Genomic DNA, 15,558 nt, shown 5'->3' on the forward strand with positions numbered 1-15,558 from the left:
GCTATGGGCACCGTGGGCGTCAGCCGTGCACAGAGGCACGGCGGGGCCACCACTAATCAGGAGATGAACCGGGATCGTAACTTGGGCCGGCAGGCAGGTCAGCCGACGCAGACCGGCGGGCTTTGCCGCTCAGCATCATGAACATCAGCAGCGCCAGGCCGCCAAGAGCAGCCAGAGGCGCCCCGGTGCCAGCACCGGTCATCGAGGACAGGGCGCCACCGAAGGTCACGGAGGCCGTGAAGGGCGCGCCCGGCAGGTCGGGCTCACCGTGGGCTATCGAAACGGCGCCCGCCAGTGCGGGCAGTACGCCGCCGAGGGACACGGCTGGTTCGAAAGCCTCACGCAGCACCCCGAGCGACTCGAGTCCTTCAGCTGCTCTGCTGCGCTTTACCCCTACAACGGCCTCGGCACCAGCGGAACCGCGCGCTGCTGCTGGATCGGAATCCTTCGTCTCCGCTGGATCGACCGGTGATGCAGGAGCGGACGGCACGGAGCCGTTCGCTCCGGCAGAGGCCGGATCGGCAACGGCGCCGGAAGGACCAGCGTCTGAGACCGGTGGAACGAGGCCGACCACCGGGTCGAGGACCCCGGAGACCGGAGGGACGAGGCCGACCACCGGGTCGAGGACCTCCGCGACCGGGGTGACAATCTCGAGCACCGGTTCGATGACCTCCGTGACCGGAGCGACAACGTCGAGCACTGGCGCGGTGATGACGCCTGCAGCTCCGTCCACGGCCCCGACGACGGGCGACGTGACGTCGGTGACTGTTCCTGCGGGAACGAGCGTCTGCACGATCGGCACCTGGGACACCACTCCGTCGACCCGCGATGTAACGGGCGGCAGAACGGTCCCCGCTGGCTGCGTGACCAGCTGAGGCACGTGGGCAACGACCTCGGAAAGCGACGGCTCTGCGTCGAGCAGGGGCCCGGCGGTACCTGGCTCAGGCAGCACTTCCACGGTCACCGCTTGGAGCGGAGAGGTAAGAGCTGACACAGCGGATGCGGCAGGCGTGCTGACACTGTCGACGACGCCGGATACAGAACCGGCGAGACCGAGGGCGCTGGGCTCCTCAGCGGCCGATGCGCCCGCCGCTCCGAGCGTTATCCAGCCGACGGCTCCTAGTCCTGCGAAGAGGGAAAGGCGCACGGTGGTAGCGAGAGAACGACGCTTGTGCATCTTCATCCCGAACTCACCCCCGTGATTGAACCGTGATCCAAACCTAAACCGGCGATCCCGCCGTTGTACACGAGAAATTTTAAACACGTCAGCCGATGTACCGCTCACTGCGGACACCGGCTGACGTGGTGGGTGTTCCTACTTTGCGAGGATCGCGAGCACCTCGGACAGCTTCGCCGACGGGCGCATCACCTGTGTGACCTTCGTGACGTCGGGGTGGTAGTACCCGCCGATGTCGACAGGTGAGCCCTGGACGGCGAGCAGCTCGGACACGATCGTGTCCTCGTTCCCGGTGAGGGCTTCCGCCACCCGCGAGAAGCTTTCCGCCAGCTCGGCGTCCTGCTCCTGCTTGGCAAGCTCTTCGGCCCAGTAGCGAGCCAGGAAGTAGTGGCTGCCGCGGTTGTCGATCTCGCCGACCCGACGGCTGGGCGACTTGTTCTCCAGCAGGAACGTGCCGGTTGCGCGATCGAGCGTGTCCGCGAGGACCTGCGCCCGGGCGTTGCCGGTCGACGTCGCGAGGTGTTCGAAACTCACGGCGAGGGCGAGGAACTCGCCCAGGCTGTCCCAGCGCAGGTGGTTCTCCTTCACAAGCTGCTGCACGTGCTTGGGCGCCGACCCGCCGGCCCCGGTCTCGAAGAGGCCACCGCCGTTCATCAGCGGCACCACCGAGAGCATCTTGGCACTCGTACCGAGTTCGAGGATCGGGAAGAGGTCGGTGAGGTAGTCGCGCAGGACGTTACCGGTCACCGAGATGGTGTCGGCTCCTTCACGGATGCGCTTGAGGGTGAAGGCCGTCGCGTCGACGGGCGTCATGATCTCGAGCGTGACATCGTCGGTGTCGTGCTCGCCCAGGTACTCCCTGACCTTGGAGATCAGGTTGGCGTCGTGCGCGCGGCCCTCGTCCAGCCAGAAGACGGCCGGCGTCGCCGAGGCGCGGGCACGCGTGACGGCGAGCTTCACCCAGTCGCGGATCGCGGCGTCCTTGGTCTGGCAGGCGCGCCAGATGTCACCGGGAGCGACGTCGTGCTCGGTAAGCACGGCGCCGTCGGCGTCGAGGATCTGGACCTTGCCCTCCGACTGAATCTCGAAGGTCTTGTCGTGGCTGCCGTATTCCTCGGCCGCCTGCGCCATCAGGCCCACGTTGGGCACCGTACCCATGGTGGTCGGATCGAAGGCGCCGTTGGCACGGCAATCGTCGATCACGACCTGGTAGATGCCGGCGTAGCTGCTGTCGGGGATGACGGCGAGGGTGTCGGCTTCCTTGCCGTCCGGGCCCCACATGTGGCCGGACGAGCGGATCATCGCGGGCATCGAGGCGTCGACGATGACATCGCTGGGCACGTGCAGGTTGGTGATGCCCTTGTCCGAATCCACCATCGCGATCGCAGGGCCGTCCTCCATGCCCTTTGTGATGGCCTGCCGGACTCCTTCGCGGACATCCTCGGGCAGCTTGTCGAGTCCGCCGAGGATCGAGGCCAGGCCGTTGTTGGGGCTGAGGCCCGCAGCGGACAACTGCTCGCCGTAGGTCTCGAACAGCTCGGGCAGGAAGGAGCGGACGACGTGACCGAAGATGATGGGGTCCGAGACCTTCATCATCGTGGCCTTCAGGTGCGCGGAGAAGAGCACTCCCTCGTCCTTCGCCCGGGCTACCTGCGCCTTGAGGAACTCGTTGAGTGCAGCCGCACGCATGACGGTCCCGTCGACGACCTCGCCCTTGAGCACGGGGAACGAGTCCTTGAGGACGGTGACGGATCCGTCCGGTCCGACGTGCTGGATGCTGATCGTGCCATCGGCCGGGATGACGACGGACTGCTCGTTCGAGCGGAAGTCGTCGGCGGTCATGTGCGCGACGTTCGTCTTCGACTCAGGCGTCCAGGCACCCATGCTGTGCGGGTTCTGGCGTGCGTAGTTCTTGACGGACGCAGGCGCGCGCCGGTCGGAGTTGCCCTCGCGGAGGACGGGATTCACTGCACTGCCCTTGACCTTGTCGTACCGCGCGCGGACGTCCTTCTCCTCGTCCGTAACCGGGTGGTCGGGGTAGTCCGGGAGCGCATAACCCTGCTCCTGGAGCTCGGCGATGGCTGCCTTGAGCTGCGGGATCGAGGCGCTGATGTTCGGCAGCTTGATGATGTTGGCCTCCGGCGTCTTCGCCAGAGCACCGAGCTCGGCCAGCGCGTCAGCCATCCGCTGGTCCTCGGTCAGGTAGTCGTCGAACAGCGAGATGATGCGCCCGGAGAGCGAGATGTCCCTGGTCTCCACCTCGACACCCGCCGTCGACGCGAAAGCCTCGATGATCGGCAGGAACGAATAGGTAGCCAGCATCGGCGCTTCGTCGGTGTGGGTGTAAATGATCTTGGCCATGGGTTGGCGTCTCCCTGGTGCTCTGCGTTGTGCGGTCGGGTGGGGGTTGCCCATCGGCTCTAACTTACCGAGGTCCTCAGTCCTCTGCCTAACAGCGGCACCTGCGGAACGACGGCGTTGACGGGCGGGGCGGGAGCGCCGGTCGGCGCTCCCGCGGAGAATCAGTGGAAGAAGTGGCGCGCGCCGGTGAAGTACAGCGCCACCCCTGCGGCGTTCGCTGCATCCATCACTTCCTGGTCACGCACGGAACCTCCGGGCTGGACGACGGCGCGGACGCCGGCGTCGATCAGGATCTGCAGTCCGTCAGCGAAGGGGAAGAAGGCATCGGAGGCAGCAACGGATCCGCGCGCCCGCTCCGAGTCGGCAAGGCTGTTGGCGCGCTCCACGGCAAGCCGGCAGGAATCGACCCTGTTGACCTGACCCATACCGACACCGACGGACGCGCCGTCGCGAGCCAGCAGGATGGCGTTGGATTTGGCCGCCCGGCACGCCGTCCAGGCGAAGCTGAGATCGGCGAGCGTCGCGGCGTCGGCGGCTTCACCCGCTGCGAGGGTCCAGGTGGCGGGATCGTCGCCGTCGGCGTCCAACGTGTCGGCGACCTGCAGGAGCACGCCCCCGGACACCTGGCGGAACTCCACCGGGTTGCGTCCGTAACCCTCGGGCAGGGTCAGCAGCCGGATGTTCTTCTTCTGGGACAGGATCTCCACGGCTTCGGCGGAGAACGATGGAGCGATGACGACTTCCGTGAAGATGTCCTTCACGGTCCGGGCCATTCCTTCGGTGACCTCGCGGTTCGCGGCGATTACGCCGCCGAACGCGGACACGGGATCGCAGGCGTGGGCCTTGGCGTGCGCTTCGGCGATCGGGTCCTCCGCGTCCGCCGAGCCGATAGCCACACCGCACGGATTCGCATGCTTGATGATCGCGACGGCGGGCTCGTCGAAATCGAAGGCTGCGCGAAGGGCCGCATCGGCGTCGACGAAGTTGTTGTAGCTCATGGCCTTGCCGTGCAGCTGGTCCGCCTGGGCGATGCCGGGCGTGGCGCCCTTCTCGACGTAGAGCGCGGCCTGCTGGTGCGGGTTCTCGCCGTAGCGCAATACCTCGGAGCGTTCCAGCGCGAGGCCGGCATAGCCCGGCCAGCTGAAGGCGTCGTCGTCCGTGTCGAACTGCTCCGCCGTCCAGGAGGCGACGGCGGTGTCATACGCGGCGGTGTGCGCGAAGGCGAGCGCGGCCAGACGACGTCGTGCCCTGAGGTCGAACCCGCCCTCGGCGGCAGCCGTGACGACGTCAGCGTAGCGGGCGGGGTCGACGACGATGGCCACGGAGGGGTGGTTTTTCGCCGCGGACCGCACCATCGCCGGCCCCCCGATGTCGATCTGCTCGACGACGGCGTCGGGCTCCGCGCCCGAGCGCACCGTCTCGACGAAGGGGTACAGGTTCACGACGACGAGGTCGAACGCTTCGATGTCGAGCTCGGCGAGCTGGTCGACGTGCTCCTGGCGTCGGCGATCGGCCAGGATGCCGGCATGCACCTTCGGGTGCAGGGTCTTCACGCGACCGTCGAGTGTTTCCTGGAAACCGGTCACCTCTGAGACCTCGGTGACCGGGACGCCGGCCGCAGCGATGCGCTGCGCGGTGGAGCCGGTGGACACGATCGAGACACCCGCGCGGTGCAGGCCCTGCGCCAACTCCTCCAGACCGGTCTTGTCGAACACCGAGATGAGTGCTCGGCGGATAGGGACACGGTCGAGGTGGGTCAGGCTCACGCAGGTCTCCGTCAGTAGAACGTCGCTGGGGTCGCGCATAAGTCTATAGTGCGGCCGGGTGCTCGCCCGCGGGACGACGCATCAGCCGGGGCAGGCCACGAGGCCCGCTGGCGGTACAGTTCTCGCAGTACTCGGCCCCTCGACGAAGGCACCATGAGCATCAATACGCAGCTTCCCACCGGCGACCAGGTGGTTCAGGACCTCCCCTGGCGCTGGAGAGTCCAGGGGAAGATCTTCCTCATCGGCGGTCTCGGCTTCATGTTCGACGCCTGGGACGTCACCCTCAACGCCTACCTGATTCCGCTGCTGATCGGCGACTGGGGCCTCTCCCCCGGCCAGGCGGCCTGGATCGCGACGTCGAACCTCATCGGCATGGCTGTAGGCGCCTTCGCCTGGGGATCCGTCGCGGACATCATCGGGCGCAAGAAGGCGTTCACCCTCACCCTGCTCGTCTTCTCGGTCTTCACCGTGCTCGGAGCGTTCTCCCCCGACATCGTCTGGTTCTGCGTGTTCCGTTTCCTCGCAGGCTTCGGGCTTGGCGGGTGCATCCCCGTGGACTACGCGCTGGTCGGCGAGTTCACCCCCCGGCGTCAGCGGGGCCGGGTCCTCACCGCGATGGACGCGTGGTGGCCTATCGGCGCGTTCCTCTGCGGTGTCGTGACGACGGCGGTCGTCGCCCAGTTCGGCGACTGGCGCTACGCGATGATCGTCATGGTGCTGCCCGCGCTCCTCGTGTTCTGGGTGCGCCGCGGCGTCCCGGAGTCGCCGCTCTACCTCGTCCAGCGCGGGCGGCGCGAGGAAGCCCGAGCCGTCATCGACGACCTCGTCAGGCGGACCGGTGGCGAGCAGCGGGAGTGGCGCCTCCCGGATCCCGAGGAGACCCCCCGGCTGTCCCTCGGGAGTATCTCGGGACAGCTCACGGGCCTCTGGCGCTACAACTGGCGCATCACGCTCACGGCGTGGAGCCTGTTCCTCACGATCCTCCTGGTCTACTACGGCGCGCTGACCTGGATGCCGCGCATCCTGATCGCCTCCGGGTACGCGCAGTCGGTCGCCTTCATCACGACGACCTTCATGACGGGCGTCGGCTTCCTCGGCGTCATCGCGGCGGCCCTGCTCGTCGAACGCGTCGGCCGGAAGTGGCTGCTGGCCATCACCGGGCCCGGTTCGGCCGCGCTCCTCGTCGCCTTCGCGCTCACACTGGACCTGCCGGCGGTCGCGACCGCCTGGTTGCTGGCTTTCGGTTTCGTGGTGCAGGTGGCGATCCCCGTCCTCTACACCTACGTCTCGGAGCTGTACCCGACCGAGCTGCGGGGAAGTGGGTTCGGCTGGGCCTCGACGATCTCGCGCATCGGGGCGGGCCTGGTGCCACTGATCTTCGGGACCCTGCTGTGGCCCTACCTCGGTTTGCCGCTCACCTTCGCGCTGACGGGGGGACTCGTACTCCTCGCCGTCCTGTTCATGGCGTTCAACGCACCCGAGACACGGAGCACCGAACTCCACTGACCCTGACACTGACCCGACGGACGACGACGAAGGGGGTGCCGCGGCAACGGCCGCAGCACCCCCTTCGTCGTAATTCCGGTTCAGTGTGATTCCGGTGTGGAGCGGACTATGCCTCGGGCAGTTCCGCGTCCGGGGTCTCCTCGAGGGAAGCGATCTTCCAGGCGCCGTCGGAGTACCGGATGGTCGCCGTGTAGATGGTGCCCGCCGGGGAGAACGGACGCTGTTCGCTGATAGAGCCGTCCTCGGCGAATTCCGTGTAGGCGTCGGGATTGACGGGAACCACGGCCGTGACATCGGCGCCTTCGGAGACCTCTTCCTCCGGCGTGATGAGGTAGACGTTCTCCACCTTCGGCTGACCGCCCAGCACCCAGCCGCCGTCGTCGTACAACGCCTGGAGGCGTTCGGCCTCGGCCTGCTCCGCAGCGGCGCCGTCCGTGTGCTGGAGCAGGGCCGCGCTGTCACCGGTCTGCAGCACGTAGGACTTCAGCTCGAAGTAGTAGTAGAGGAACGCGCGCGCTCCCTCCGGCGTCGCCTCGCCCACGAGGTCGTTGGTGGCCGGTGCCTGGATGTTCACGGCCGGAGCCGACGAGCTGGCCGGCGAGGGCTTCGTGTCGGCGGAGGTTGCCGGCGTTGCTTCCGGGGTGCCTGCACAGGCGGTGAGTGCAAGGAGCGTGAGAGCGGCGGTGGCCGCGGTGCGCGAGATGTTCATGGTGGTCCCAACGAGGTTCGAGAAACGGGAAGGCCCAAGGGCCTCCCCTACCCTACCGGTGCCCCAGGCAACTTCCGAGCCGGGATGCGTCGCCCTGCGCTACAGCCAGTCGTTGCGCTTGAAGGCCCAGTAGAGGCCTGTGCCCATGGCGACCATGAGGACGAGCGCGAAGGGGTAGCCGAAGGTCCAGTGCAGCTCCGGCATGACATCGAAGTTCATCCCGTAGATCGAGGCGATCAATGTCGGCGCGAAGAGGATGGCGGCCCAGGAGGAGATGCGCTTCACTTCCTCCCCCTGCGTCAGGGAGGTCTCCGTCAGCCGGGTCATCTCCTCGTTCTGCCGTTGGGCCACGAGAGTCGAGTGGACGGTCAGCGCGTTCTGCAGCAGCGCGCGGAACGTGTTGACGCGTTCGACGACGCGGATCACGTGGTCCTGGACGTCGCGCAGGTTGCGACTGAGTTCCGCATCCATCTCGTATTTCTCGGATCCGCGCAGCAACGCGTCCATCATGATCTGGAGGGGCTGGGTAGCACGCTGGAACTCGATGACCTCACGGTGCAGCTCATAGATCCTGCGCGACACGTCAGGGGCACCGCTGAACAGCTCGTCCTCGATCTCGTCGATGTCGTTCTCGAGCCCCTGCACCACCGGCTCGTACTCGTCGACGACCTGGTCGAGCAAGGCGTACAGGACGGCCTGGGGTCCGGTGCAGAGCAACGCCGGGTCCCCCTCGAGCCTGCGCCGCACGATGCCGAGGTCGGGAGACTCCGCGTGCCGGATGGTCACGACGAAGTCCTTTCCGATGAAGATGTGGAGTTCACCGAACTCCACCTTCTCCTCGGCGTCGAGGTAGCGGGCGGGCCGCAGCACCACGAAGAGGGTGTCGCCGTAACGCTCGAGCTTTGCGCGCTGGTGCCCGTTCGTCGCGTCCTCCACGGCGAGGGGATGCAGCCCGAACTCGGCCTCGACCGCGTGGATCTCGGCCCGCTCGGGACGGTACAGGCCGATCCAGCCCATTCCACCGCTCTGCCGCATGATCTCGAACGTCTGGTCGAGTGTCTCGGGATTGATGCGCTTCGTCCCCCCGACGTAGACCGCATTGGCGACAAGGGACACGTCAGGCCCCGACCGTCGACCGGGCGGCCGCGAGACCAGCCAGCGTCTCGATTAGGAGCCTCCGCTCCTCGACCTTGATCCTCTCGTGGAGCGTCTCCTCGGTGTCCTCGGGCAGGACGGCGACAGGGGCCTGGGCCAGGATGGGCCCCGTGTCGACACCGGCGTCGGCAATCATCACGGTGCACCCGGTCACTTTCACGCCATAAGCCAGTGCGTCGCGAACGCCGTGAGCCCCGGGAAAGCTCGGCAGCAGGGCAGGATGCGTGTTCAGATACCGGTTCGGGAACCGGTCGAGGAAGTGCTGATCGACGATCCTCATGAACCCGGAGGACACGACGTAGTCCGGCGCGTGTGCGGCGACCGCCTCGGTCAGGGCGCGGTTCCAGTCCGCGCGCTCGTCGTACTTCCGGAAGTCGACCTCGAACGTCGCGATGCCTGCTTCGGCCGCCCGCCGGACCCCGCCGGTCCCGGGCCGGTCGGCACCCACGGCGGCGATGGTAACCGGCAGCGTGCCGGCGGCGACGGCGTCGATGACGGCCTGGAGGTTCGATCCGCTTCCGGAGACGAGGACTACGATGCGCATGGCTCAACCTTAGGGTCTCGCCTCGCCTAGGGTTGAACCATGCCGAGGGAGAGACGATGACGAAGCAGGACACCAGGGGACACGATCAGCGCAGGCCAGGAACAGGACGGGAAGGTACGGACGACGCCGCGAAGGCGCCGGCCGCTTCGGCCGGCCTGTGGCTGCGGCTCTTCCTGCTGGCCCTGCTCGCAGGAGTGCTGGCCAGTACCCTCATGCTCCCGTGGAAGGTCCTCGGACTCGTTCTCTCGCTGGTTGCACTCGGCACGGGCGTGGTCGCGCTCGTGAAGGCGATCAGCGCGAAGCTTCCGCGGTTCGTGGTGCTCGCGACGTCCCTCGGTCTCGCCGCGGCACTGTTCCTGACGGCAGGCACCGGCGCATCCGTCCTCCTGTGGCCCGTCACACAGACCTACGAGGACTGCATGTCTCGCGCCCTGACCCTCCAGGCCCAGAGTGAGTGCGAGGAAGGGCTACGGAAACTCGAGGGATTCCGGACGGGGAACTGAGGCGTCCGAGCAGGGCCGTCCCTCCCCCACTCCGGTCAACTGCGCCGCGGTTCGCGCTCGAGCAGGGGCCCCGCAGCGTGGCCGAGGATGGCGCCGACCGCGACCTCCAGCGCGAGCCACAGACCGACGGACAGCGGATCCGGCCCGAGATCGGTGAAGCGGCCGAGGCCGAGCGAGGCGCGCGAGACGAGGGCGGCGACAGCGCCGAGGAGTCCCGCAGTGATACCTATCAGACCTGCGAGCGCGAGGGTCGAGACCGTCGAGGTCAGCCAGCGCTGGCCGCTGTGCAGCGCCAGCCACTCGTCGAAGTGGTTCTCGCCTTCCCGGAAGAACCACCACCCGGCTAGGAGCCCCGCGAGCACGGGAATGGCCAGGGCCGCGTACCCGTGGTCGAGGGTGCCGGCCGGTAGCGCGCCCAGGATGGGCAGGGCCGGCAGCGGCCCGACAGTACTGGCGAGCGGCGTGAGTGAGCTGCCGGACCCCAGCGCGAAGCCTGCGCCGGTGCACCAGGACATCGTCCACACCGCGAGGTTGGGGAGGAGCCCGAGTTGCAGCAGGGTCACCACCGAGGCTCCCGCGATCCCGCCGTCGATCCGCTCGTAGATGGCCGCGATGCCGGTCCAGTTCAGCCCGATCGCGACCGCGAGCAGCGCTGCCGCCAGGGACGCGGCAACCATCACCGCGAGGAAGCCCGACCGGAGTATCGACCAGGCGTAGGACCCTGCCCACCGCGAGTGCTGGCTCGTGCGTCCCACCCAGGCCGCGAAGTCAACACCGACGAGGCGACTCCACGCGCCTGCTTCGCGGTAGGCTCCCGTGACCAGACCGACACCCGCCGACACCGGCGGAATGAGAGCTGCCGCCACGAGGGGCGCCGAGGCTTCGGGTGTCGTCGAGACGTACGCGATCACCGCACCGATGATGGCGTAGGTGGCCAGAGCCCCGAGGAATGCCTGCCACAGCTGGTCCGTGTAGGAGGCGCGGGCCAGCCGGCGCCCGGCGCGCCAGGCCAGCAGCAGTGGCACCAGGACCAGGCCGAGGGGAATCACGTGCAGAAGTCCCGCGACGGCGTCTGCCCCGGCCAGCCCGGCGGGGAACTGCAGGACGAGCGGCACCCCGTGCATGACGAGCCAGCCCTGCCCTGCCAACCGGGCGGCTGACTCGGGAGTGCGGTCCGCGAATCCACCGGTGAACCAGACAGCGGCGACCGGGATGACGACGAGCAGCGCCGAGATCACGGCGGCCTGGCCGAGCTCGAACACCCCCTGCAGCCACAGGGGCATCGGAAGGGCGCGGAGTGTGGTGGGAAGTTTCATCCCCTCCATGGTGCCACCGGCGGGCGCTCCTCCAGCAGACCGACGCGGGAGGGTGGCCGGCCCGTGAAGGGCCCCCGGCCCTACCCGAGGATGTCGACGAGGCCCTTGATGACGGCCACGCCGGCGCCGATGAACGCGATGACGACGACGAACACCCGCGCCTGGTCGTCCCGCACGAAGCGCCCGAGTTTCTCTCCCGCGAAGATACCGGCCACGATCACCAGCCCGATGGTGATCCACATCCACGGAGCGAGCACCGGAGCCTGGGACGGGTCCAGGAGCATCTTGGCCACCAGCGTCACGATGCCTATGCAGACGAAGAACGGCTGCAGGGTCGCGGCGAAGGGGCGCTGCGGCCATCGGGAGAGGACTGCGTAGGCACTGACGGCCGGGCCACCGACGCCGGCCATGGAGTTGGTCAGGCCCGCGGTGAAGCCCGCGACGACTTTCGGCGCATTGCCCCGGACGACGACGTCGGAGCGCTGGAGCACCAGGGAGACGGTCAGCGCGATGAGGACGACGGCACCGACGGTGACCGACAGGGGGGCGGACGGAACCGCCACCGCGAGCACCGAACCGGGGATCGACCCGAACAACGACGGAACCACCATCCACCGGAACATGCTCCAGTCGATGTCCTTCCACACCCTGCCCACGATGATCGCCGAGGACACCACGCCGCAGATGTTCACGAGGAGGACGCCGGCATGCGGTCCGAGGATGACCACGAGGAACGGCGCTATCAGCAGGGCGAACCCGAGGCCCGCGATGCGCTGGGCGATGGCCCCCACCAGGATCGAGGCCAGCACGATGCAGAAGATGCCGAGGGTCACCCCGCTACAGTACGCCCAGGCAACCGCTTCTTCCCTCCAGGCCCTGCCGCATGCCGGGCTACCGGCGGTAGCCTGATGCGATGACGGCCCTCACCACCGCACTTGCCACGGCAGACTGGCGCCGTCGCGTCTTCGGCCTCTACGAGGACGTCCGTGAGCGTGCCGTGTCCGAGTCCCCCGAGGCCGCGCACGCACTGTGGCAGGCCGGCCGCGACGAACTCTTCCGCGGCCACCCGGCGTCCGCCATCCCAGCCGACGCGAGGGCGGCCTTCCCCGGCCTCGCCATCGCGCCCTACGATCCCTCGTTCCGCTTCGAGGCCATCCTGTCCGACGACGGCGCGGGTGAGGTGATGGACGTGGCGACCGGAACCGACGGCGTCGTACCGTTCCGCCGCCTCGGCACCCTGGCCCTGCCGGGGCTCGGGCACCTGGCCCTGTGGAAGCTCGCGTCCTACGGCGGAGGGCTCTTCCTGCCCCTGCGTGACGGCGCCTCCGGCCGGCCGGCCGGCAGCTATGGCGGGGGCCGCTACGTGCTGGACACGATCAAGGGCGCCCACCTCGGCGAGGGCCGCGCTCCGGGCAGCCTCGTCGTCGACCTCAACTTCGCCTACAACCCGTCCTGCGCCTACGACGAGGAGTGGGCGTGCCCGCTGCCGGGTCCTGACAACCGGCTGCAGGACGACGTCCCGGTCGGGGAGCTCTACAGGGAGTACTGACGGAAGGGATTTTTCCTGCCGTTCACCGGACCTCCATCCGTCGGTGTCCGCCCCTCCGCCTTCCGGTGCGAGCCTTGCCACGTGAGGATCGCCGTTGTCGCAGAATCATTCCTGCCCCACATGAACGGGGTCACCCACTCGCTGCTCAAGGTGCTCGCGCACCTGCGCAGTCGGGGCGACGACGTGCTGGTGATCGCGCCGTCGTCGTCCTGGCTCGACGACGAGGCGCCGGCGACGGTGGAAGGCTATCCCGTCCATTCCCTTCCCTCGGTGCCCTTGTCGGGGTACGCGAACGTGCGCCTGGCGGCGGGGACGGTGGCCCGCGTGCGCCGGATCCTCGCGGAGTTCGGGCCCGACGTCGTCCATGTCGCCTCACCCTTCGTTCTCGGGTGGCGGGCTGTGCAGGCCTGTGAGCAGCTCGGCATCCCGACCGTCTCCGTCTACCAGACAGAGGTCCCGGCGTACGCAGCCCGCTATGGGTTCCCCTGGCTCGAGTCCCTGCTCTGGCAGCGTGTCGAGAACATCCACGATGCCTCGACGCTCACCCTCGTCCCGTCTTCCTTCGCCCTCGACCAGTTGCGGTCCCACGGCGTCCAGAGGCTCAACCTGTGGCGGCGCGGGGTCGACACCGACAGGTTCTCCCCCACCCGGTACGACGCCGGATGGCGGGCCAGCGTCGCCGAGCCCCATGAGCGCATCATCGGTTATGTGGGGCGGCTGGCCCCTGAGAAGCAGGTCGAGGACCTCGCGGTGCTCGATTCGCTGCCGGGGACACGGCTCGTGATCATCGGTTCGGGGCCCCAGAAGGAGAGCCTGCGCGCGCAGTTGCCCCGCGCTCACTTCGCGGGCTTCCAGGGCGGCCTCGACCTCGCGCGCATGGTGGCCACGTTCGACCTCTTCGTCCATCCCGGTGAGTCCGAGACGTTCTGCCAGACGATCCAGGAGGCCATGGCCTCCGGGGTCCCCGTCGTCGCGGTAGGCAGGGGCGGGCCCCTCGACCTCGTCGACCCGTCCCGCACGGGCTGGATCTACGGGCCGGGCGACCTGCAGGGCCTCCGCGCCGCCGTCGTCGACCTCACCGGCGACGACGCCAAGCGGCGGGCTTTCGGCCGTGCGGCGCACGCCTCCGTCCAGGGCCGCACGTGGCCCGTGCTCTGCGAGCAGCTGGTCGGCTACTACGCCAAGGCCGTGGCCGTGCAGGCGCGCCGCGCGGAGGTCGCGGACCGGGTGCGGCGGGCCCCTCAGCAACCCTGATTTCCTCACGCAGGAAGCTGGACGGCGTCAGCCCGAAGGGGTATGGTGCCCACTTGCAACTGCGACCTGCCGACAGGCCCTATCATGGGGGAGGTCACACACCCACTTCCGGAGGTTCCGATTACAGACACGGCTGCCCAACACGACATTTATTTCGGTGCACCCGAACCGGAGAATGAAGCCGAGATCCTCGAGTCGGCGTCTCGCGCGGCGGTAGCCCGTTTCGAAGGCCGTTCCGACATCACGACCGTGAAACGGCGCTTCACCCTGATCAACCAGGACCGCACGCCGCACCAGGCTATGGTGGAGGACCTGCTGTTCATCCGCGCGGCGCTGGACACCGCCGGCATCGAGTTCCTCCTCGTCCGCGGCAACGACCAGCGGCCCGTGATCGCCGTGGACCTCAACGACCGGGAGAAGCTCCGCGCCGCCCTCGTCGAGGCGTGCCGCGATGAGCCCTTCTACTCGCGAACGGTGGACACCAAGCGCCGCACCACCCTCCTGGTGAGCGACGGCGAGCTCTCGAGGACCGGCAAGGCCCGCATCTTCCGCCTTTTCCGCCCGCGCATCGAGCCACTCGGAGGTTTGTCCTACGGCCCGTCCGCAGGTGTGCAGATCGAGCTCTGGGCCCTGGGCGACACCGCGATCGAACTCCCCGTCGAGAACTCGCTGACCCGCCGCACGCTGCCCGCGGCGGAAGTGGTTCGTGGTGAGGTGGTGCGCCACGGCCTCACCTGGCCCACCATCGACAACATGTTCGCGGACCACGCCACGGACATCGATTTCGACATCGACATCGTCTTCTCCTGGGTGGACGGCAGCAGCCCCGAATACCAGGCTGCCCGGGCCGCACGCATGCAGGGTGTGGTAGTGGGTGAGGGTGACGACCACGAGGCGCGCTTCCGCCAGATCAACGAGCTCAAGTACGCCCTGCGGTCCGTCTACATGTTCGCTCCATGGGTCCGCCGCATCTTCATCGCCACCGACTCGGAGCGCCCGGAGTGGCTCGCGGACCACCCGTCGGTGACCCTCGTACGGTCCGAGGAGCACTTCAGGGATCCGTCCGTCCTGCCGACCCACAACTCGCAGGCCGTCGAGGCGCAGCTCCAGCACATCCCGGGGCTCTCCGAGTACTTCCTCTACTCGAACGACGACATGTTCTTCGGCCGCCCCGTGGCGCCGGACATGTTCTTCTCCCCCGGCGGGATCACGAAGTTCATCGAGGCGGACACACGGATCGGGCTCGGGGAGAACGACGCCGAGCGAAGCGGCTTCGAGAATGCGGCGCGGGTCAACCGCCGGCTGCTCCACGAGCGTTTCGGCCGGATCACCACGAGGCACCTCGAGCACACGGCCGCACCCCTGCGGAAGAGCGTGCTGTTCGAGATGGAGAAGGAGTTTGAGGCCGAGTTCGAGGCGACCGCCGCCTCACGGTTCCGGGCCAAGGACAACATCTCGGTCACCAACTCGCTGTACCACTACTACGCGCTGCTCACCGGCCGCGCCGTCACCCAGGAGATGGCGAAGGTCAAGTACGTGGACACGACCCTCCGGTCCGGCCTGAAGAGCCTCAACAAGATGCTCGACAAGCGCAACCAGGACTTCTTCTGCCTCAACGACGGCAGTTTCCCCGAGGTCCCGGCCGAAGAACGCGCGTATCTGGTGACGGAGTTCCTCGAGAAGTACTTCCCGGTCAAGGCTCCCTGGGAGTTGTGACC

The 15,558-nt window shown here is 68.1% G+C and carries 13 protein-coding genes; 5 read left to right on the forward strand and 8 right to left on the reverse strand.

Annotated elements, in window-relative coordinates; translation table 11 throughout:
* Nucleotides 1-52: 52 nt before the first annotated feature.
* From FDK12_RS07105 to purH, 3 genes are all read right to left on the reverse strand, one after another.
* Complete coding sequence (locus FDK12_RS07105) at nucleotides 53-1,147, reverse strand: hypothetical protein (RefSeq protein WP_189636287.1); 1,095 nt, start codon at nucleotides 1,145-1,147, stop codon at nucleotides 53-55.
* 168 nt (nucleotides 1,148-1,315) lie between these two features.
* Nucleotides 1,316-3,538, reverse strand: coding sequence for an NADP-dependent isocitrate dehydrogenase (locus tag FDK12_RS07110; RefSeq protein ID WP_137368924.1), 2,223 nt, complete (start codon nucleotides 3,536-3,538; stop codon nucleotides 1,316-1,318).
* Nucleotides 3,539-3,699: 161 nt separating this feature from the next.
* A complete protein-coding gene (purH, locus tag FDK12_RS07115) occupies nucleotides 3,700-5,304 on the reverse strand; it encodes a bifunctional phosphoribosylaminoimidazolecarboxamide formyltransferase/IMP cyclohydrolase (RefSeq protein WP_189636288.1) in 1,605 nt (534 codons plus the stop codon).
* Between the two features lie 153 nt (nucleotides 5,305-5,457).
* On the opposite strand from purH, the gene FDK12_RS07120 reads away from it, so the two are divergent.
* The gene (locus tag FDK12_RS07120; RefSeq protein ID WP_137368926.1) at nucleotides 5,458-6,810 is read left to right on the forward strand and encodes an MFS transporter; all 1,353 of its coding nucleotides are present in this window, start codon (nucleotides 5,458-5,460) and stop codon (nucleotides 6,808-6,810) included.
* A 106-nt stretch (nucleotides 6,811-6,916) separates the two neighbouring features.
* Here FDK12_RS07120 and FDK12_RS07125 read toward each other — a convergent pair whose 3' ends face one another.
* The 3 genes from FDK12_RS07125 to purN all read right to left on the reverse strand — a co-directional run bounded on the left by FDK12_RS07125 (nucleotide 6,917) and on the right by purN (nucleotide 9,218).
* Complete coding sequence (locus tag FDK12_RS07125) at nucleotides 6,917-7,519, reverse strand: DUF6318 family protein (RefSeq protein WP_137368927.1); 603 nt, start codon at nucleotides 7,517-7,519, stop codon at nucleotides 6,917-6,919.
* A gap of 99 nt (nucleotides 7,520-7,618) precedes the next feature.
* Nucleotides 7,619-8,635 carry a magnesium/cobalt transporter CorA gene (gene corA / locus FDK12_RS07130; protein WP_137368928.1) on the reverse strand — a complete coding sequence of 339 codons (1,017 nt, stop codon included), beginning with the start codon at nucleotides 8,633-8,635 and terminating at the stop codon, nucleotides 7,619-7,621.
* 1 nt (nucleotide 8,636) lies between these two features.
* Nucleotides 8,637-9,218: a phosphoribosylglycinamide formyltransferase gene (purN, locus tag FDK12_RS07135; RefSeq protein ID WP_137368929.1), complete on the reverse strand. Its 582-nt coding sequence runs from the start codon at nucleotides 9,216-9,218 to the stop codon at nucleotides 8,637-8,639.
* Between the two features lie 56 nt (nucleotides 9,219-9,274).
* Here purN and FDK12_RS07140 point away from each other — a divergent pair, with 56 nt between their 5' ends.
* The gene (locus FDK12_RS07140) at nucleotides 9,275-9,721 is read left to right on the forward strand and encodes a hypothetical protein (RefSeq protein ID WP_137368930.1); all 447 of its coding nucleotides are present in this window, start codon (nucleotides 9,275-9,277) and stop codon (nucleotides 9,719-9,721) included.
* A 35-nt stretch (nucleotides 9,722-9,756) separates the two neighbouring features.
* Here the strand turns inward: FDK12_RS07140 and FDK12_RS07145 are convergent, their stop codons facing one another.
* The gene (locus FDK12_RS07145) at nucleotides 9,757-11,037 is read right to left on the reverse strand and encodes a DUF6350 family protein (protein ID WP_137368931.1); all 1,281 of its coding nucleotides are present in this window, start codon (nucleotides 11,035-11,037) and stop codon (nucleotides 9,757-9,759) included.
* 80 nt (nucleotides 11,038-11,117) lie between these two features.
* Nucleotides 11,118-11,870: a sulfite exporter TauE/SafE family protein gene (locus FDK12_RS07150; protein ID WP_104118642.1), complete on the reverse strand. Its 753-nt coding sequence runs from the start codon at nucleotides 11,868-11,870 to the stop codon at nucleotides 11,118-11,120.
* Nucleotides 11,871-11,950: 80 nt separating this feature from the next.
* On the opposite strand from FDK12_RS07150, the gene FDK12_RS07155 reads away from it, so the two are divergent.
* The 3 genes from FDK12_RS07155 (at nucleotide 11,951) to FDK12_RS07165 (ending at nucleotide 15,556) form a co-directional block, all read left to right on the forward strand.
* Nucleotides 11,951-12,586, forward strand: coding sequence for a DUF1684 domain-containing protein (locus tag FDK12_RS07155; RefSeq protein WP_137368932.1), 636 nt, complete (start codon nucleotides 11,951-11,953; stop codon nucleotides 12,584-12,586).
* Nucleotides 12,587-12,667: 81 nt separating this feature from the next.
* A complete protein-coding gene (locus FDK12_RS07160) occupies nucleotides 12,668-13,840 on the forward strand; it encodes a glycosyltransferase family 4 protein (protein WP_137368933.1) in 1,173 nt (390 codons plus the stop codon).
* Nucleotides 13,841-13,924: 84 nt separating this feature from the next.
* Nucleotides 13,925-15,556, forward strand: coding sequence for a stealth family protein (locus FDK12_RS07165; protein WP_189636289.1), 1,632 nt, complete (start codon nucleotides 13,925-13,927; stop codon nucleotides 15,554-15,556).
* The last annotated feature ends 2 nt before the right edge of the window (nucleotides 15,557-15,558 follow it).

Source organism: Arthrobacter sp. NamB2 (assembly GCF_005281365.1).
Classification (GTDB): domain Bacteria; phylum Actinomycetota; class Actinomycetes; order Actinomycetales; family Micrococcaceae; genus Arthrobacter_D.

Coding starts and splice junctions, on each gene's coding strand:
- FDK12_RS07110 (WP_137368924.1), bottom strand. CDS start 3,538: ATGGCCAAGATCATTTACACCCACACCGACGAAGCGCCGATGCTGGCT.
- FDK12_RS07120 (WP_137368926.1), top strand. CDS start 5,458: ATGAGCATCAATACGCAGCTTCCCACCGGCGACCAGGTGGTTCAGGAC.
- FDK12_RS07125 (WP_137368927.1), bottom strand. CDS start 7,519: ATGAACATCTCGCGCACCGCGGCCACCGCCGCTCTCACGCTCCTTGCA.
- purN (WP_137368929.1), bottom strand. CDS start 9,218: ATGCGCATCGTAGTCCTCGTCTCCGGAAGCGGATCGAACCTCCAGGCC.
- FDK12_RS07140 (WP_137368930.1), top strand. CDS start 9,275: ATGACGAAGCAGGACACCAGGGGACACGATCAGCGCAGGCCAGGAACA.
- FDK12_RS07145 (WP_137368931.1), bottom strand. CDS start 11,037: ATGAAACTTCCCACCACACTCCGCGCCCTTCCGATGCCCCTGTGGCTG.
- FDK12_RS07155 (WP_137368932.1), top strand. CDS start 11,951: ATGACGGCCCTCACCACCGCACTTGCCACGGCAGACTGGCGCCGTCGC.
- FDK12_RS07165 (WP_189636289.1), top strand. CDS start 13,925: ATGGGGGAGGTCACACACCCACTTCCGGAGGTTCCGATTACAGACACG.